Source organism: Bacillus sp. AC266, from assembly GCF_979253805.1.
Map to the genome: position 1 here is coordinate 508215 of NZ_CEEDEC010000002.1, position 19587 is coordinate 527801.

General features: G+C 36.8%; 21 protein-coding genes. All 21 read left to right on the forward strand.

The genetic code is table 11. The features are described from left to right. Positions 1–153: 153 nt before the first annotated feature. The 21 genes from dnaJ (at position 154) to rpoD (ending at position 19508) form a co-directional block, all read left to right on the forward strand. Positions 154–1260, forward strand: a complete 1107-nt coding sequence (gene dnaJ, locus AC0IXC_RS10120) for a chaperone protein DnaJ (protein WP_471652864.1) — start codon at positions 154–156, stop codon at positions 1258–1260. A gap of 28 nt (positions 1261–1288) precedes the next feature. After that, entirely contained in the window at positions 1289–2227 is a 939-nt protein-coding gene (gene prmA / locus AC0IXC_RS10125; RefSeq protein WP_002067162.1) for a 50S ribosomal protein L11 methyltransferase, read from the forward strand. 145 nt (positions 2228–2372) lie between these two features. Continuing rightward, on the forward strand, positions 2373–3122 hold the full coding sequence (locus AC0IXC_RS10130) for a 16S rRNA (uracil(1498)-N(3))-methyltransferase (protein WP_002015195.1): 750 nt from the start codon (positions 2373–2375) through the stop codon (positions 3120–3122). A gap of 6 nt (positions 3123–3128) precedes the next feature. Next, the gene (mtaB, locus tag AC0IXC_RS10135) at positions 3129–4481 is read left to right on the forward strand and encodes a tRNA (N(6)-L-threonylcarbamoyladenosine(37)-C(2))-methylthiotransferase MtaB (protein WP_002067163.1); all 1353 of its coding nucleotides are present in this window, start codon (positions 3129–3131) and stop codon (positions 4479–4481) included. 465 nt (positions 4482–4946) lie between these two features. Continuing rightward, positions 4947–5120 carry a 30S ribosomal protein S21 gene (gene rpsU / locus AC0IXC_RS10140; RefSeq protein WP_000048061.1) on the forward strand — a complete coding sequence of 58 codons (174 nt, stop codon included), beginning with the start codon at positions 4947–4949 and terminating at the stop codon, positions 5118–5120. Between the two features lie 15 nt (positions 5121–5135). Continuing rightward, the gene (locus AC0IXC_RS10145; RefSeq protein ID WP_000054578.1) at positions 5136–5579 is read left to right on the forward strand and encodes a GatB/YqeY domain-containing protein; all 444 of its coding nucleotides are present in this window, start codon (positions 5136–5138) and stop codon (positions 5577–5579) included. Between the two features lie 107 nt (positions 5580–5686). Then, on the forward strand, positions 5687–5980 hold the full coding sequence (gene yqfC / locus AC0IXC_RS10150; protein ID WP_002067170.1) for a sporulation protein YqfC: 294 nt from the start codon (positions 5687–5689) through the stop codon (positions 5978–5980). A gap of 249 nt (positions 5981–6229) precedes the next feature. After that, the gene (gene yqfD / locus AC0IXC_RS10155; protein WP_215590189.1) at positions 6230–7429 is read left to right on the forward strand and encodes a sporulation protein YqfD; all 1200 of its coding nucleotides are present in this window, start codon (positions 6230–6232) and stop codon (positions 7427–7429) included. 3 nt (positions 7430–7432) lie between these two features. Then, complete coding sequence (locus tag AC0IXC_RS10160; RefSeq protein ID WP_215590188.1) at positions 7433–8392, forward strand: PhoH family protein; 960 nt, start codon at positions 7433–7435, stop codon at positions 8390–8392. A 197-nt stretch (positions 8393–8589) separates the two neighbouring features. Next, positions 8590–10734 (forward strand): HD family phosphohydrolase, encoded by a 2145-nt coding sequence (locus tag AC0IXC_RS10165; protein ID WP_002015188.1) that lies wholly within the window; start codon positions 8590–8592, stop codon positions 10732–10734. Beyond that, positions 10731–11201 (forward strand): rRNA maturation RNase YbeY, encoded by a 471-nt coding sequence (gene ybeY / locus AC0IXC_RS10170; protein ID WP_002088675.1) that lies wholly within the window; start codon positions 10731–10733, stop codon positions 11199–11201. The genes AC0IXC_RS10165 and ybeY overlap by 4 nt, the downstream gene beginning before the upstream one ends. After that, positions 11198–11551, forward strand: a complete 354-nt coding sequence (locus AC0IXC_RS10175; protein WP_002143170.1) for a diacylglycerol kinase family protein — start codon at positions 11198–11200, stop codon at positions 11549–11551. Before ybeY ends, AC0IXC_RS10175 begins: the two co-directional genes overlap by 4 nt. Before the next feature lie 99 nt (positions 11552–11650). After that, entirely contained in the window at positions 11651–12049 is a 399-nt protein-coding gene (locus tag AC0IXC_RS10180; RefSeq protein WP_002015184.1) for a cytidine deaminase, read from the forward strand. After that, positions 12042–12947, forward strand: coding sequence for a GTPase Era (era, locus tag AC0IXC_RS10185; protein ID WP_002088672.1), 906 nt, complete (start codon positions 12042–12044; stop codon positions 12945–12947). Before AC0IXC_RS10180 ends, era begins: the two co-directional genes overlap by 8 nt. 176 nt (positions 12948–13123) lie before the next feature. Next, positions 13124–13267: a YqzL family protein gene (locus tag AC0IXC_RS10190; protein ID WP_000883924.1), complete on the forward strand. Its 144-nt coding sequence runs from the start codon at positions 13124–13126 to the stop codon at positions 13265–13267. Positions 13268–13300: 33 nt separating this feature from the next. Next, positions 13301–14047: a DNA repair protein RecO gene (gene recO, locus AC0IXC_RS10195; protein WP_002129136.1), complete on the forward strand. Its 747-nt coding sequence runs from the start codon at positions 13301–13303 to the stop codon at positions 14045–14047. Between the two features lie 106 nt (positions 14048–14153). Beyond that, a complete protein-coding gene (locus AC0IXC_RS10200; protein ID WP_002015181.1) occupies positions 14154–14786 on the forward strand; it encodes a helix-turn-helix transcriptional regulator in 633 nt (210 codons plus the stop codon). A 29-nt stretch (positions 14787–14815) separates the two neighbouring features. Beyond that, complete coding sequence (locus AC0IXC_RS10205) at positions 14816–15628, forward strand: pyruvate, water dikinase regulatory protein (RefSeq protein ID WP_070144890.1); 813 nt, start codon at positions 14816–14818, stop codon at positions 15626–15628. A gap of 665 nt (positions 15629–16293) precedes the next feature. Beyond that, on the forward strand, positions 16294–16437 hold the full coding sequence (locus AC0IXC_RS10210; protein WP_162836445.1) for a hypothetical protein: 144 nt from the start codon (positions 16294–16296) through the stop codon (positions 16435–16437). Positions 16438–16518: 81 nt separating this feature from the next. Continuing rightward, on the forward strand, positions 16519–18321 hold the full coding sequence (gene dnaG / locus AC0IXC_RS10215; protein WP_471652865.1) for a DNA primase: 1803 nt from the start codon (positions 16519–16521) through the stop codon (positions 18319–18321). 59 nt (positions 18322–18380) lie between these two features. Continuing rightward, on the forward strand, positions 18381–19508 hold the full coding sequence (gene rpoD / locus AC0IXC_RS10220; RefSeq protein WP_000764062.1) for an RNA polymerase sigma factor RpoD: 1128 nt from the start codon (positions 18381–18383) through the stop codon (positions 19506–19508). The last annotated feature ends 79 nt before the right edge of the window (positions 19509–19587 follow it).

Below are 19587 nucleotides of genomic sequence, written 5' to 3' on the forward strand. Positions count from 1 at the left end.
CCTTGGCTTTGGCTTTTTTCACGAATAAGAAGAAATGTGTGAGGATCTTAAGTTTTTTATTTTGCATACTGTAAGTGAGGAAACTTTGTTGCAAAGCACTTTCTTTCGGTGTTAAAATTACGTTTATGTGAAAGATTCGGGGGTTGTAAATTTATGAATAAACGAGACTATTATGAGGTCCTTGGACTTAGCCAGGGCGCTTCAAAAGATGAAATTAAAAAAGCGTATCGTCGTTTGGCTAAAAAGTACCATCCAGACGTAAGTAAAGAAGAAAATGCAATTGAAAAGTTTAAAGAAGTACAAGAAGCATACGAAGTATTAAGTGACGATCAAAAACGCGCGCAGTATGATCAATTTGGTCACGCGGGTCCGAATCAAGGTTTCGGTGGCGGAGGAGACTTCGGCGGTGGCTTCGGTTTCGAAGATATCTTTAGTTCATTCTTTGGCGGTGGCGGCGGAAGACGTCGTGATCCAAATGCTCCACGTCAAGGTGCTGATTTACAATATCAAGTTACTTTAGAGTTTGAAGAAGCTATTTTTGGTAAAGAATTAAACGTTGAGATTCCAGTAGAGGATCCATGTGATACTTGTAAGGGTAGTGGAGCAAAACCAGGGACTTCAAAAGAAACATGTAAACATTGTTCAGGATCAGGGCAAGTAAGTGTAGAACAAAATACACCATTTGGGCGTATTGTAAACCGTCAAGCTTGTGGACAATGTTCAGGAACAGGTCAAATGATTAAAGAGAAATGTACGACATGCCATGGTTCTGGTAAAGTTCGTAAACGTAAAAAAATCAATGTTAAAATTCCAGCGGGTATCGATAATGGTCAACAAATTCGTGTATCTGGAAAAGGTGAAGCAGGCGTAAATGGCGGACCGGCAGGTGACTTATATGTTGTTGTTCATGTGAGAAATCATGAATTCTTTGAACGCGAAGGGGATCACATTATTTGCGAAATGCCAATAACATTTGCGCAAATGGCACTTGGTGCGGAAGTAGAAGTTCCTACAGTTCATGGCAAAGTGAAGCTGAAAATTCCAGCAGGAACACAAACAGGAACAGAATTCCGCTTAAAAGGAAAAGGTGCTCCGAACGTACGTGGATATGGTCAAGGAGATCAATATGTAGTCGTTCGTGTTGTTGTGCCGACGAAATTAACTTCACATCAAAAAGATTTATTGCGTGAATTTGCAGGGCAAGAAGAGCAGGATGATAGCTTATTCAGAAAGCTTAAACGTGCTTTCAAAGGGGAATAATGGAAATAAAAAATGGAGTTGGTAAATTGTGAAATGGTCAGAAATTAGTATTCATACAACAGAAGAAGCAGTAGAAGCTGTCTCTCATATTTTGCATGAAGCAGGCGCTAGCGGGGTTGCGATTGAGGACCCAGCGGAGTTGACGAAAGAGCGCAAGCAACAATACGGTGAGATTTATGCACTTAACCCAGATGAATATCCAAGTGAGGGTGTTTTGGTAAAAGCATATTTCCCACAAACGGATTCTTTACACGAAACGGTTGCAGGTGTAAAATCATCTATTGATGCACTACCATCTTTCGACATCGAAATTGGTAAAGGAACTATTACAATTAATGAAGTCGATGAGGAAGATTGGGCTACTGCTTGGAAGAAGTATTATCATCCAGTTCAAATTTCTGATACATTCACAATTGTGCCGACGTGGGAAGAGTATACACCGTCTTCTCCAGATGAAAAAATTATTGAATTAGATCCAGGTATGGCGTTTGGTACAGGGACACATCCAACAACGACGATGTGTATTCGTGCGTTAGAAAAAACGGTTCAGCCAGGTGATACTGTGATTGATGTGGGGACAGGTTCGGGGGTACTTAGTATTGCTGCGGCAAAATTAGGTGCGGCTTCTGTTCAAGCGTATGATTTAGACCCAGTTGCAGTTGAAAGTGCAGAAATGAATGTGCGCTTAAATAAAACAGATGACATTGTCAATGTTGGACAGAATAGTCTATTAGAAGGTATTGAAGGTCCGGTTGATTTAATCGTAGCAAATTTACTAGCGGAAATTATTCTTCTATTCCCTGAAGATGCAGCGAGAGTTGTGAAGCCAGGTGGATTATTTATTACATCTGGTATTATTGGGGCGAAAGAAAAAGTAATTTCTGAAGCGTTAGAAACAGCTGGATTTTCAATTGAAGAAGTACTTCGAATGGAAGATTGGGTAGCAATTATTGCACGAAATGCGTAATATAGATTTTAGTCTATAAAGAACAGGGGAGTCTCTCACCGTATAAGGTGAGGGACTTGCCGTTTGTTATATGAAAATGATAACGTTTCGTTCTTTTCGTAAGTGTTGACTTACGAAAGGAACGAAACTCTACTAAGGTGATTATATGCAACGTTATTTTGTAGAAGAGAAATATGTAAATGAGACAAGTATTCGCATAATGGGTGATGATGTCCATCACATCGCAAGAGTGATGCGTATGTCAGCTGGTGACCACATTTATTGCTGTGTAAATGGTAAAACAGCAGAGTGTTCAATTGCTGAAATTACCAGTGAATTTGTGGATACCACTATTGTAGAATGGGTAGAGGCGTCAAGCGAACTTCCTGTGTTCGTGACGATTGCAAGTGGACTGCCGAAAGGAGACAAGCTAGAGTTAATTTTTCAAAAAGGAACTGAGCTTGGGGCAGCTGCATTTTTACCATTTCAAGCATCTCGATCTATTGTAAAGTGGGATGCGAAAAAAGCAGATAAAAAAGTTGAGCGTTTGAAAAAAATTGTAAAAGAAGCTGCGGAACAATCGCATAGAAGTGAAATTCCAGAAGTACACGTTCCCTCATCATTTAAACAACTGCTGTCGATGAGTAGCGAGTATGATGTTTGTCTTGTTGCGTATGAAGAAGAAGCGAAACAAGGTGAGAAATCTAATTTTGCGAAAGCTTTAGCGACGATTAAACCAGGCCAAAAGCTGCTGATTGTATTTGGACCAGAAGGCGGTTTAGCGGAGGAAGAGATAACCGCACTTCGTGAACATAAATTTGTACCATGTAGTTTAGGACCAAGAATTTTAAGAACAGAAACGGCTCCGCTTTATGCGTTAAGTGCCGCTTCTTATCATTTTGAATTGATGGGGTGATAATCAATGGCAACTGTTGCGTTCCACACGTTAGGTTGTAAAGTAAACCACTATGAAACAGAAGCGATTTGGCAATTGTTTAAACAAGGTGGTTATGAAAGAACTGAATATGAAAAAAAATCGGATGTATACGTTATTAACACATGTACAGTAACGAATACTGGAGATAAAAAAAGCCGTCAAGTAATTAGACGTGCTGTACGTCAAAATCCAGATGCGGTAATTTGTGTAACTGGATGTTATGCACAAACATCTCCAGCGGAAATTATGGCGATTCCAGGTGTAGATATTGTTGTTGGTACGCAAGATCGTGAGAAGATGTTAGGATACATCGAAGAATTCCGTAAAGAGCGTCAACCGATTAATGCTGTCCGCAATATTATGAAAACACGTGTATATGAAGAGCTCGATGTACCATATTTCACGGACCGTACACGTGCATCTTTAAAAATACAAGAAGGTTGTAATAACTTCTGTACATTTTGCATCATTCCTTGGGCGCGCGGTTTAATGCGTTCTCGTGATGGAAAAGAAGTTATTAAACAAGCGCAGCAATTAGTAGATGCGGGCTATAAAGAAATTGTATTAACAGGTATTCATACAGGTGGGTACGGTGAAGATATAAAAGAGTATAACTTAGCTGGATTACTGCGCGATATGGAAGCGGAAGTAGGCGGATTGAAACGCCTTCGTATTTCTTCTATTGAGGCGAGTCAAATTTCTGATGAAGTAATTGAAGTGTTAGATAAATCAGAAGTAGTTGTACGTCACTTGCATATTCCATTACAGTCAGGATCTAATACTGTATTGAAACGTATGCGCCGTAAGTATACGATGGAATTTTTCCAAGAGCGTTTAGATCGTTTGAAAGAAGCGTTACCAGGTCTTGCGATTACATCAGACGTAATTGTTGGATTCCCAGGCGAAACAGAAGAGGAATTCATGGAAACGTACAATTTCATTAAAGAGAATCGTTTCTCTGAATTACACGTTTTCCCTTATTCGAAACGTACAGGTACTCCAGCAGCACGTATGGAAGATCAAGTTCCTGAAGACGTGAAGAACGATCGTGTTCACCGTCTAATTGAGCTATCAAATCAATTAGCGAAAGAGTATGCTTCTAAATTTGAAGGTGAAGTACTTGAAATCATTCCGGAAGAGACATTTAAAGATGGTGACCGTGAAGGTTTATATGTAGGTTATACAGATAACTACTTAAAAATTGTGTTTGAAGGATCTGAAGAATTGATTGGTAAGCTAGTAAAAGTGAAAATTACAAAAGCTGGTTATCCATATAACGAAGCGCAGTTTGTTCGTGTTCTTGAAGATGATGTAAAAAAAGAATCAGCAAGCGCATAAAATGAAACTTTAATCAGTGGGGGGTGTTCATCCCCGCTGATTATCAGCCTGCCCCCCGCCTAAGTTCTTTGCTTTCGCTGAATTTTGAGGTGGGGGTCTTACTGTCCTGGCAAATAGCGGGATAAAAAAGCATGCAAACGGAAACGATTTGCATGCTTTCTTTTTTTTTTGTGGAGAAGTTAAGTACTAAAAAGGCAGGTACGTTGAATGAGTAGTTATTTAATGCTTTCTTGTATTAAAAAAGGTGTAATGATAAAAAATATAGTTGTCTTCAGGGGAAAAGGATAATAGCTATCTACATAGCTTTTGAACAGGTAAGGGCATCTATTCTTCTTTTATTCTGCCAAATAGTTGACCTGAAGTGATAAAATGTATTATAATCGTAAAAGACATGCTGAAGAAGGGTTTCTTTTTGCATGCTGAAATTAGTATGTAAGTGTGATGTTTCGGAGGGAGGGAAAGAGAATGTCAAAAACAGTCGTTCGTAAAAACGAGTCTTTGGAGGATGCACTTCGCCGTTTTAAAAGATCGGTTTCTAAAACTGGTACACTTGCTGAAGCAAGAAAGCGCGAGTTTTATGAAAAGCCAAGTGTAAAACGTAAGAAGAAATCTGAAGCGGCAAGAAAGCGTAAGTTCTAAGAGAGGGTGTAAGTTATGAGTCTTCTCGGTCGTTTAAACGATGATATGAAACAAGCGATGAAGAATAAACAAAAAGAAAAATTAACCGTTATTCGTATGGTTAAGGCTGCTTTACAAAATGAAGGTATTAAACTGCAACATACTCTTACTGAAGAAGAGGAATTAACAGTTTTAGCTCGTGAAGTAAAACAGTATAAGGACTCCCTCCTTGAATTTAAAAAAGCTGGTCGTGAAGACCTTGTTGATAAACTGCAAAGTGAAATTCAGATTTTAAGCGCATATTTGCCGGAGCAATTAACAGAAGAAGAACTAGCGGATATAATTAAGCAAGTTATTTCTGAAGTTGGTGCTACATCTAAAGCAGATATGGGTAAAGTGATGACTGCTGTTATGCCGAAAGTAAAAGGTAAAACAGACGGATCACTTGTGAATAAGCTGGTTATCCAGCTATTAGCATAAAAAAGCGTCTCATTTCGTATGAGACGTTTTTTTATGCTTTTTTCAGTTTGGACGTGATATTACAAGCTCTTTTTTCATACATATGGGATGAGAGGGGGTCTTTTGAGATGAAAAAAATAGAACAAATGAAGAATTGGTTAACGAAGCAAATAGACCTGCCAGTGGATGTGTTAATGGATCTACCTCGGATCACGCTTGTTGGGCAAGTACATATCTATATAGAAAATCATCGAGGATTATTAGTGTTTTCAGATAAAGAGGTAAGATTGCTATTGAAACATGGTCAATTATTAATTAAAGGTCAATCCTTTGTTATTAAAACAATCCTTCCAGAAGAACTGTTGCTTGAAGGGATTATTGAACAAGTGACGTTTTTAGAAAATGAAAAGAAAGAGGAGTGAGGAGAAACTTCCGTTTGTGAAGTTTTTCTTCGTTACCTTGTATTAACAGGCGGTAACGTTCTGGGCTCAATATTCGGTTCGTACAAAGAGGATAGGTGGGAATTGAGTTCCACGTAAAAAACTGGCTCGTGAAGGTTAATAATTAGTGAGGATCAAGGAATCTGCTAATTAAAATTTTAGTACGAGCTAGTTTGATAATCGAATTGAAAAGTAGTGTATCTACTTTTAGAAAGGTAGTGGAGATAGTCGATGAAAAATAAATGGTTCATAAAATGGCTTGGGTATGTAAAGGTGCGAATTGAAGGTAGAGGAGCGGAACGCTTTGTTAACGAGTGTGTGCGGAAGAAATTACTCGTTTGGGATGTAAAGAAGATAGCTGATGAAACGTTAGTTTTTTGTATGTTATTACGAGATGTGAAAAAGATAAAACCAATTTATAGAAAAAATGAATGTAAATTATATTTTATTGGACGTTACGGTTTTCCTTTTTGGAATAAGCGTGTAATTAAAAATAGTGGATTTTTAATTGGGTTTTTAATATTTTTTTTCGGAATGATCGCATTGTCAAATATGGTGTGGAAAATTGAAATTACAGGAGCAAAACCTGAAACAGAGTATATATTGATGAAAGAATTGGACAAAATGGGTATAAAAAAAGGTAAATTACAATTCCAAATGCCGAGTGTAGAAGATGTTCAACGTCATTTGACAGACAATATTAATGCGATTACTTGGGCGGGATTAGAAATAAGAGGGACAACATATCATTTTAAGATTGTTGAAAAAAATGAACCGAAAAAAGAAAGTGAACAACAGCCACAAAACTTAGTAGCCAAAAAAGAAGGGATTATTACAAAAACATTTGTGGAAGTTGGGAAGCCGGTTGTCATGAAAAATGACCATGTAGAAAAGGGGCAACTTCTCGTATCCGGGATGTATGGTAATGAGGAGAATCCGACAGTTGTTTCGGCTAAAGGGATTGTATATGGAGAAACGTGGTATAAATCTGAGGTGAATGTTCCGTTAAAGACACAATTTCAAGTGTATACTGGTAATTCATACAATGAATATTTCCTTAAATTTGGGAGTGCTAAAATAAAAATATGGGGATTTCTACAGGATAAGTATAAGCGCTCTCGTACTGAAAGTGTAAAACATGATGTGAAATTATTTGGATTTACATTACCAATTGCATACGAGAAAGATATTGTACGAGAAGAGGAAGAAGCGAACCGAGAATATACCGAAAAACAAGCAATGAAAGTAGCGAAAGAGATGGCAGAAAAAGAACTGAAGAAAAAATTGGATGAACATGCTATGATTGTAAGTGATAACATTTTGAGTAAAGAGGTTGAGGCGGATCACCTAAAGGTCACATTACATTATACAGTGATTGAAAATATTGCAGAGCCACAACCAATATCTGAATCCGATATTCAAGGAGACTGAGTAATGGCAGAACAATTAGTAGAAATGAACCAACAATTGGAAAATCCCAACGAAGCAATCGCTCTTTTTGGGGTAAATGATGCTCATTTAAAAGTAATTGAACGAGAACTTAGTGTATCGATTGTGACTAGAGGAGAATCTGTTCGTGTATCTGGGGCAGATGAAACTGTGATGCTCGTAGAAAAAATCTTACAACAGTTACTTGTTGTTATCCGTAAAGGTGTATCAATTTCGGAAAGAGATGTTGCGTATGCGATTCAGCTTGGGCAACAAGGGAAAATTGCTCAATTCGAAGAATTATATGAAGAGGAAATTTTTAAAACGGCAAAAGGTAAATCCATTCGTGTGAAAACGATGGGGCAAAGACGATATATTCATGCAATGAAAAAGAATGATATTGTATTTGGGATAGGACCTGCTGGGACAGGAAAAACATACTTAGCCGTAGTAATGGCTGTGAGAGCTTTAAAGCAAGGGTATGTAAAGAAAATTATTTTAACAAGACCTGCTGTAGAAGCTGGAGAGAGCTTAGGGTTTTTACCAGGTGATTTGAAAGAAAAAGTAGATCCGTATTTACGTCCACTATATGATGCGTTACATGATATTCTTGGACAAGAATATACACAACGTATGATGGAACGTGGTGTAATTGAAATTGCACCTCTTGCTTATATGAGAGGGCGTACTCTTGATGATTCATTTGTTATATTAGATGAGGCGCAAAATACAACTGGTGTTCAAATAAAAATGTTTTTAACACGATTAGGTTTTAGTTCTAAAATGGTTATTACGGGGGATCCTTCACAGGTAGACTTGCCGAAAGGGGTAAAGTCAGGTCTTTCTATTGCTGCTAATATTTTATCTGGTGTATCAGGTCTTTCGTTCATTACATTGGAACAAACGGACGTTGTGAGACACCCGTTAGTGCAACGTATTATTGAGGCATATGATAAAATGGAATGATCCTATTTGTCAGGATCATTTCTTTTTGTATGATAAGGTTGGCGAATGACATATTTTTTACTATCATTAAAGACGAGGGAAATAAACTATAGGTGATGGTTTATAAAAATATGGTCCTAAAAAGCATCGTTGGCTGGAAGAAATGAAAGCTATAAATAGTTTTACTTTATTTCTGGAGAGGAGAAGGTATTGAAATCATGTCAAGATCTCAAGAAATTTCTAAGTGGTTTCGTAATTTACAACATTCGAAAAAACTAAGTTGGATTTCTTACGTTTTATTAGGGGCAGTGCTGTTTTTTGCACTTATGAATAATGTAAAACCAGAGCAATTAGATGTTACAACATATTCTATTGCGAAAAAAACAATCCATTCTCCTATTAAAATTGAAGATAAAGTTACAACGGACAAAAAGAAAAAAGAAGCCGCTACAAAAGTTGAAGATCAATATACATATAAAAGTGAGTATAAACAAAATAAAGTGGATATTGTGAATGACGTCTTTGCTAAAGTAGATGAAGTGATACAAGAGATTAAAGCGGTTGGACCGGATGAGCAAAAAAAGATTACTGATGCTGAAAAAGTGGACAAGTTGAAAAAAAAATTGCCTACTGATTTAACGAAAGAATTATCTGATTCAAACTTACTAAACTTAATTAATGCAGATTCGAACCAATTAGTATTAGCGAAAGATGCAACAGTTACAGCTATTAATAGTATCATGACTGAGCATGTTAAAATGGATGAATTGAAGGATGCGAAGGAACGATATGTAAGTGAGATGAATAGTGTTAATGTTGATAATGGTTTAAAGGAATCTATTAAGGCGTTAGGGAAATATGCGATTTCTGCAAACTATTTTTATGATCCGACCTTAACAAAAGAGAAGAGAAAAGCGGAAGAAGATTTAGTTCCACCTGTTTATATTCTTCAAGGGCAAGTCCTTGTTAGAGAAGGTGAAACGATTTCAAGTGATATGTACAATCAGTTGAAATTAGTTGGCCTGTTAGAAAAAGGGAACAGTTTTCAACCCTATGTTGGGTTAGCGGTACTCATTGGTGTGCTATTGTACTTTATGCATAAGCAGTTTGAAGTGTTTTTACAGCGGAAAAGGGAAGATAGGCCGTATGTCCTAGCGTATATTACAATTTTGTCTATCACGATTGTTTTAATGAAAATCATTAGTTTGTTTCAAAAGCTTGAGTATGCAGGAATCGCGTATGTTGTTCCAGTTGCAATGGGAACAATACTTGTAAAATTAATGATTGGTGATCGATTTGTATTTTTAACGAGTATGATCTTTTCTGTATGCGGAAGTATTATGTTTAATGAAGGTGTAACGAGTACACTGAATTATAGTGTGGGGATTTATGTTTTATTAAGTTCATTATCAGTTAGTATTTTCTTGAGAGAAAAAAATCGTCGTACGATGATTTTACAAGCTGGTATACTCGTTTCTGTATTAAATGTAGTCGTATTAGCGGCTTTGCTATTATTACGTAACGGGAATTTTTCGCCTCTTGAAATTGGGGTGCAATTATTAATGGCTGCTGTTTCGGGTATTATCTCTTCTGTTCTAGCTATGGGGATTTTACCGTATTTAGAAAGTGGTCTTGGGATTGTATCGAGTATGAAATTGATGGAACTTTCAAGTCCGAATCACCCGCTTTTGCGTAAAATTTTATTAGAAGCACCAGGTACATATCACCATAGTGTAATGGTAGCTAATCTCTCAGAAGCTGCTTGTGAAGCAGTTGGAGCAAATGGAGTATTAGCGCGTGTAGGGGCGTATTATCATGATGTAGGGAAAACGGTACAACCACAGTTTTTTATTGAAAACCAAATGGGTATTGAAAACCCGCATGATAGATTAGACCCTGTAACGAGCAAAGATATTATAATTGCTCATGTAACCGATGGGGTGAGAATGTTAGAAGAACACCATATACCTCAAGAAATTATCGATATTGCTGGACAGCATCATGGTACAACGTTACTTAAATATTTTTATTATAATGCGATTAAAGAAGATAAAGAGAAATATACGGAGGAAATGTTCCGCTATCCAGGATCAAAAGCAACTTCTAAAGAGTCGGCGATCGTTGGTATTGCTGATAGTGTGGAAGCGGCGGTACGTTCGATGAACCATCCAACACCAGATCAGATTAATAATTTAGTGCAAAGTATTATTAAAGATCGCCTGCAAGATGGTCAATTTAGTGAATGTGATTTGACATTTAAGGAACTACAAATCGTTGGAAAAACGTTATGTGAAACGTTAAATGGTATTTTCCATTCCCGTATTACATATCCGGAACCGCCGGAAGAAAAGGAGAAAGAATGAGTTTATTAATTGATTTTATTGATGAAACAGAAGAAGTGAAAGACGAATATATAAGTTTGATTCGAGGTTTAGTAGAGAAAGCAGCCCAAATGGAGAACATAGAAGAAGGCGCAGAATTATCGGTTACATTTGTAGATAATGAACGTATTCGTGAAATAAACCGTGATTACCGAGATAAGGATCAGCCTACGGACGTTATTTCTTTTGCTATGGAAGAAATGGGAGAAGGCGAAATGGAAATTGTCGGTGCAGAGATGCCGCGTATGTTAGGAGATCTTATTATTTCTATTCCAAGAGCAAAAGAACAAGCTGAAGAATATGGACATTCTTTTGATCGAGAACTTGGGTTTTTAGCACTACATGGCTTTTTGCATTTGCTTGGTTATGATCATATGACAGAAGAAGATGAGAAAGAAATGTTTGGAAGACAAAAAGAAATTTTAGAGGCCTTTGGATTAGGACGATGAAAACAGGAAAACTTTTAGATAGTTTTGGATATGCTATAGCTGGTATATACTTTTGTCTTCGTCATGAACGAAATATGAAAATTCATTATTTAGCCGCAGTCATCGTTATATGCTGCGGCTTTTATTTCCATATTACAACAATGGAATGGATTGTCGTACTTATTGTGATAGGGATTGTAATGAGTTTAGAGATGGTGAATACGGCTATTGAAAAAACAGTAGACTTAGCAACCGTCGATATTCATCCGGTTGCAAAAATTGCAAAGGATGTTGCAGCAGGGGCAGTTTTATTATTTGCAATTATAGCTGCTGTAATTGGTGCTATTATCTTTTTACCGTATATGGTATAGTTGCATTCCGAAGCTTTTATTAAGCTTTGGGAGCGCCGTGAAGGCCTTTAATGAAAGAGTGTATCTATTCACATCTATGAACGGAAAGGATGCGGGAATATGAATAGCAAACAATTAATTCAAGAAGCAACCGAAGCGCGTAAACGAGCGTACGTACCATATTCTAAATTTCAAGTAGGTGCAGCTTTACTAACTCAGGATGGAAAAATATATCGTGGATGTAATGTTGAAAATGCATCATATGGTTTATGTAACTGTGCAGAACGAACAGCTTTATTTAAGGCAATTTCTGAAGGGGATAACGAGTTTGTAGCTATTGCAGTCGTAGCGGATACAAAGCGTCCAGTACCTCCTTGTGGAGCATGTCGACAAGTTATGATAGAATTATGTAAACAGGATACGAAAGTATACCTATCAAACTTACATGGTGATGTTCAAGAGACAACAGTCGGAGAATTGTTACCAGGAGCATTTTTAGCGGAGGATTTACATGAATAGAAAAGGTTATAAATCAGGTTTTGTCTCTATTATTGGCAGACCGAATGTTGGGAAATCTACATTTTTAAATCGTATTATTGGCCAAAAAATTGCCATTATGAGCGATAAGCCACAAACAACTCGTAATAAAATTCAAGGTGTATATACAGAAAATGATTCACAAGTAGTTTTCATTGATACACCAGGAATACATAAACCTAAACATAAACTAGGCGATTTCATGGTGAAGATGGCTCAAACGACATTAAAAGAAGTTGATATTGTTTTGTTTATGGTCAATGCAACTGAAGGATATGGTCGTGGTGAGGAATTTATTATTGAGAAATTACAAGAAACGAAACAACCGGTATTTTTGGTAATTAATAAAATTGACCAACTTCATCCAGAGCAATTGCTGGAGTTGATTGATCAATATCGTAAATTATATGAGTTCGCGGAGATTGTGCCAATTTCTGCATTGGACGGTAATAACGTTGAAGCGTTAATCGGAGCAATAAAAAAGTATTTACCAGAAGGACCGCAATATTACCCGGATAATCAAGTAACGGATCATCCAGAGCGATTTATTATTTCAGAGCTTATTCGTGAAAAAGTATTACATTTAACACGTGAAGAAGTACCGCATTCTGTAGCGGTTGTTATTGATGCAATTCAAAAGCGTGAGGGCGGAGCGGTTTATATAAACGCAACGATTGTTGTTGAACGTGCATCACAAAAAGGAATTATTATAGGTAAGCAAGGGAAGATGTTAAAAGAAGTCGGTAAGAGAGCTCGTTTTGACATTGAAGCACTTCTTGGTTCTAAAGTATTTTTAGAAGTATGGGTGAAAGTGCAAAAAGATTGGCGTAATAAGATGTCACAGCTTCGTGACCTTGGTTTCCGTGAAGACGAGTATTAATATGAAGTAAAGTTGTGATCAGTGGATGTTTTGTTCATCCGCTGATTATTGGTTTTTATGAACCTTGATAAATTAGGAAAAATTTTTCTCACATGAAAATGAACAAAATGGGTCAACTTAATAACAACAAAAGAAATTGGTTTATAGGCTACGCTTATTGAGAAAGGTGGATTCTTATGCTAGATTTTACCTGGAAGTTTTTCTCCAAAACAGGAAGCATTGAAACGTATTTGCTTTTGAAAGAAATGGAAAAAGACGTAAACGATGAGATGGATCAACATGAAGAGGAGTTAGCGCATCTAGACTCTCCAATTTCTTGACCCGTTTTGTTCAAACCTTGGATGGTGACGAACATGTTTCAAAAAGTTGAGGGCATTGTTATCCGTACGACAGATTACGGAGAAACAAATAAGATTGTTACAATATACTCACGGGAATTTGGTAAGGTAAGTGCAATGGCAAGAGGGGCGAAAAAGCCGAAGAGTCGGTTAGCAGCTATTTCGCAACTTATGACACATGGTCATTTTCTTATTCAAATGGGATCTGGACTTGGAACTTTGCAACAAGGCGAGATTATTTCATCTATGAAAGAAATTCGCGAGGATATATTTTTAACTGCTTATGCATCATTTATTATTGAATTAACCGATAAAGCAACAGAAGATAAGAAGCATAATCCGTATTTATTTGAAATGTTATATCAAACGTTGCATTATATGTGTGAGGGTGTTGATCCAGAAGTATTATCATTAATTTATCAAACGAAAATGCTTCCGGTATTAGGGATGCGCCCGTACTTTGATACATGTGCTATTTGTCATCAAGAAACAGATTTTGTCGCCTTCTCTGTCCGGGAAGGCGGTTTTCTGTGCTCGCGTCATGCGGAGCAAGATCCGTATCGTATTCCGGTGGGAGAGGCTGTTCATAAATTATTACGTCTCTTTTTTCACTTTGATTTACACCGGCTCGGTAATGTATCGGTGAAGGATAGTACAAAAAAACAAATGCGCACAGTATTGAATACATATTATGACGAATATTGTGGGATTTATTTGAAAACAAGGCGTTTCTTGGAACAACTTGATAAGTTTCAAATATAAAAAGGGCCGTATACGGTCCTTTTTACATACTTTCTTTTTCGAATAGCATATTTAGTATATAATATTTAAGAGATAGTATAACTTTTTTCGTTGTGCATTAAAGGTGGTGATTATCATAGAGCTGAATAAACGGCAAGAGCATATCATTCAGATTGTAAAAGATCACGGTCCTATTACAGGGGAGTCAATTGCTGGGCAATTGGGTTTAACACGTGCAACGCTAAGACCAGACTTAGCAATTTTAACGATGGCTGGTTATTTAGAAGCGCGTCCACGTGTAGGTTATTTTTATACGGGTAAAACCGGGGGACAGCTATTATCTGAAGCTGTTAAGAAAATTAAAGTGCAAGATTATCAATCTAGACCGGCTGTAATTGATAAAAATGTATCAGTATACGATGCAATCTGTACTATGTTTCTAGAGGACGTTGGTACATTATTTGTTGTAGATCAAGCTACTTTATTAGTTGGCGTTGTATCTCGTAAAGATTTATTACGAGCTAGCTTAGGAAAGCAGGATTTAACCTCTCTTCCGGTTAATATTATCATGACAAGGATGCCAAACATTGCGATGTGTCGCAGGGAGGATTCTTTATATGATATTGCGATGGAATTAATAGAAAGACAGATTGATGCGATGCCGGTTGTGAAGGATACGAAACAAGGTTTAGAAGTGATTGGACGAATTACAAAAACAAATATTACACGTGCGTTTGTAAATTTAGTAAATAACGAATAAGTGTAATTTGTTTAAAGTGAGGTAATGTAATGGATAATAAAATCGTATATGTCGTATCTGACTCTGTAGGAGAAACGGCTGATTTGGTTGTTAGAGCGGCAATGGGACAGTTCCCATTCGCTCCTGATATTAGGCGTGTACCGTATGTAGAAGATACAGGGACATTAAAAGAAGTAATCTCGATTGCCAAGAGCAATCAAGCGCTTATTTGTTTTACGTTAGTAAAGCCTGATATGCGTCAATATTTATTGACAGAAGCGGCAAAAGAAGGAGTAGAGGCATACGATATTATCGGACCTCTTATCGATCAAATTGAAGGAATTACAGGGCAAGTACCAAGGTATGAGCCAGGTGTCGTTCGAAGATTAGATGAAGAGTACTTTAAAAAAATAGAAGCGATTGAATTTGCAGTTAAGTATGATGATGGTAGAGATGCACGTGGTATTTTAAAAGCTGATATCGTGTTGATTGGAATTTCACGTACATCAAAAACACCACTTTCACAATATTTAGCGCATAACAAACGTTTGAAAGTTGCTAATGTACCACTTGTACCGGAAGTGGATCCGCCTGAGGAATTATATCAAGTGGCAAAAGAGAAATGTTTCGGTTTGAAAATTATACCAGATAAGTTAAATCATATTCGAAAAGAACGATTGAAATCACTTGGATTAAGTGATGGAGCAACATATGCAAATATTAATCGTATTCAAGAAGAAATTGATCATTTTGAGGAAGTAATTAGTAAAATAAATTGTCAAGTGATTGATGTATCAAATAAGGCAATTGAAGAAACAGCAAATATTATTGTGAATGCAGTGCAAAACCAAAAAATGTTTTAGCACATTTACCAAAGGTGAATGTGCTTTTTTCGCTCGTGAGAAGGCGTTAGAGGAAGATGCGAAGTAGAGCATGAACTTTCGGCTTAGTAATAGAATATAGCGGAATGGTTATACTTATATTCTTCTGTTTTTTTAATTATGCTAAAGGAACGATTTCGTTATCTTTAAGTGTAAGATGAAAATTAAAGGGATATGTAGCGTAGTTGAAGAAAATATATTATAATAAAAAATTGTGATAAAAACCTATATTTTACGTTTAGACTTTAATTTTTCAGAATAAACTAGGGATAGGATTTTCGAAAAAGACATGTATTTACGTTAAATCGACAAAATCTAGACAAGAAAACGCACATTATGGAAGGATTCACAGAAGGGATGTAGAATACAGAAATATGCAAAACATCAGATAAGATATTATTTGATGCAGATGCGTATCCCGTGAAGAATGCAATTGTGCAAGTTGGAACAAAATTTTATGTCGAAATTTTGTTTGTCGTACCCTATGCTCATCGTTCAAGAAAACAGCAAGGTAATTGGGTCTATGTAGATTCTGAGCAAGATGAAGTTGATTGTTATATTTATTAACATGCAAAAGCTACAGATCACATGATCATACAGGCTATAGTGCTTCTTGCTAGTCTTCTTGTGAAAAAGGAGTATATGTATTGTCTCCAGGAGATACATTTGTAACAGATGAGCAAATGTATACAATTTTATATAGTAGTATGTATCTGCGAATTTACGCAGACTGGGGACTTATACGAAAGGTCCAAAATCGTTTACACAATGTGATCGACAGTACTTTCTAACAAATTTAGAAAAATATTGTCGAATTATAAAGGAATCTTTTAATTTATATCGAATACAAAATACGACACGGAGATGGAGTTATGGGGAACAGAATTCCTGAAGAAGTTGTTGAACAGATTCGGACATCATCCGATATTGTAGAAGTGATTGGTGAGTATGTTCAACTTAGAAAGCAGGGGCGTAACTATTTCGGCCTTTGTCCATTTCATGGTGAGAATTCTCCTTCATTCTCTGTTTCATCTGATAAGCAAATTTTTCATTGTTTCGGATGTGGAGAAGGTGGAAATGTATTTTCTTTTCTTATGAAAATGGAAGGACTTGCTTTCACAGAGGCTGTTCAAAAGCTTGGCGAAAGAAATGGAATTGCAGTTGCAGAATATACATCAGGGCAAGGACAACAACAACAAGAAGACATATCTGATGACACTGTCATCATGCAACAGGCTCATGAACTTTTGAAAAAGTATTATCATCATTTATTAGTAAATACAGAAGAAGGAAATGAAGCACTTTCATATTTATTAAAACGTGGTATTACAAAAGAGATGATTGAGAAATTTGAAATTGGTTATGCATCACAAGCTTGGGATGCAGCAACGAAAATTTTACAAAAAAGAGGTTTGTCGCTATCTAGTATGGAACAGGCTGGCCTTCTTGTAAGAAGTGAGAAGGATGGCAGTCATTATGACCGCTTCCGCGGAAGAGTTATGTTTCCGATTTATACTTTACAAGGTAAGGTGATAGCGTTTAGTGGAAGGGCATTAGGAGATGACACTCCGAAATATTTGAATAGTCCTGAAACACCGATTTTTTACAAAAGTAAGCTGTTGTATAATTTCCACCAAGCAAGGCCGTTTATTAGAAAACGTGGGCAGGTTGTCCTTTTTGAAGGTTATGCCGATGTACTAGCCGCGGTGAAAAGTGGTGTGGAAGAAGCTGTTGCGACAATGGGAACAGCTTTAACTGAAGAACAAGCGAAACTTCTGCGACGTAACGTTGAAACTGTTGTTCTTTGCTATGATGGTGATAAAGCAGGGCGAGAAGCGACGATGAAAGCAGGGCAATTACTATTGCAAGTTGGTTGCCAAGTGAAAGTTACATCCTTGCCAGATAAGCTTGACCCTGATGAATATGTGCAACAATATGGGACAACCGCTTTTGAAAATCTTGTGAAATCAAGTATAAGTTTTGTTGGTTTCAAAATAAATTATTTGCGTTTAGGGAAAAATTTGCAAGATGAGTCTGGCAAAGAAGAATATGTAAAAAGTGTTTTAAAAGAGTTATCATTACTACAGGATGCGATGCAGGCGGAATCATATTTAAAATCATTATCGCAAGAATTTTCGTATTCAATGGAAACACTTTTGAATCAATTGCACCAATATCGCAAAGAACAAAAGGTACAGCAAAAACAAATAAAGCAGGTTTCTAAGCCATCTCAAATTGTTCAAACGAAACCGAAATTAACAGGTTTTGAAAGGGCAGAAAGAGAAATTATTTACCATATGTTGCAAAGTGCAGAAATGACAGTGCGTATGGAACCTCATATAGAAGATTTTTATACAGAAGAACATAAAGGGATTTTATATGAACTATACGCATATTATGAAAAGGGAAATGAACCTTCAGTCGGAACATTTTTAAGTTGGCTCTCTGATGAAAAGTTGAAAAATATTATTACTGATATTTCGACGGATGAATTTATTAATCCAGAGTACACAGAAGAAGCGTTACAAGGTCATTTGGAGGCGCTAAGACGCCATAAAGAAAAACTTGAAAAGATGGAAATTATCTTTAAAGTAAAACAAATGGAAAAAACAGATCCTGTAGAGGCTGCTAAATATTATGTGGCATATTTACAAAGTCAAAAAGCAAGAAAATAGCTTTTTCGATAAAGTTTTAGTATAATGAATGTTTGTATCTCGCGTAAGGAGGGGAACAGATGGCTGATAAACCAGCTCGTTCTAAACAAATTGAAACTGAAATGACCCTTGAGCAAGTGAAAGAACAACTCACTGAGCTCGGAAAAAAACGTGGCGTTCTTACATATGAAGAGATTGCAGAACGCATGAATGGATTTGAAATTGAATCCGATCAAATGGATGAATACTATGAATATTTAGGTGAACAAGGGATTGACTTAGTTGGTGACAATGACAACGACGAAGGTCCTAATAATCGTCAAATTACAAAAACGGAAGAAGAATTTGACCTTAATGATTTAAGTGTGCCGCCAGGTGTGAAAATCAATGACCCTGTTCGTATGTACTTAAAAGAAATTGGTCGTGTAGACTTACTATCTGCTGAAGAAGAAATTCGACTTGCGACACGTATTGAAGAAGGCGATGAAGAAGCAAAACGCCGTCTTGCAGAAGCAAACTTACGTCTTGTAGTAAGTATTGCAAAGCGCTACGTGGGCCGTGGTATGCTTTTCTTAGACTTAATCCAAGAAGGAAATATGGGTCTAATTAAGGCAGTTGAAAAGTTCGACTACCGTAAAGGTTTTAAATTTAGTACGTATGCAACTTGGTGGATTCGCCAAGCTATTACACGTGCGATTGCAGACCAAGCGCGAACAATTCGTATTCCAGTTCATATGGTTGAAACAATTAATAAGTTAATCCGTGTACAACGTCAATTATTACAAGATTTAGGACGCGAACCATCTCCTGAAGAGATTGGTGAAGAAATGGATCTTGCTCCAGAAAAAGTACGCGAAATCTTAAAGATTGCACAGGAGCCAGTTTCTCTTGAAACACCAATTGGTGAAGAAGACGACTCCCATTTAGGTGACTTTATCGAAGACCAAGAAGCAACATCGCCTGCGGACCATGCAGCGTATGAATTGCTAAAAGAACAATTAGAAGATGTGTTAGATACACTAACAGATCGTGAAGAAAATGTTCTGCGTCTTCGTTTTGGTTTAGATGATGGACGAACTCGTACGCTTGAAGAAGTTGGGAAAGTATTCGGCGTAACGAGAGAACGTATTCGTCAAATTGAAGCGAAAGCACTTCGCAAATTAAGACATCCAAGCCGTAGTAAGCGTCTTAAGGATTTCTTAGAATAGGCTACCTTTAAGTTTACTTCACTTTTGTGAAGTAAACTTTTTTGTTTTGTTAATTTTTGTTAAAATTTATCTATCGGCA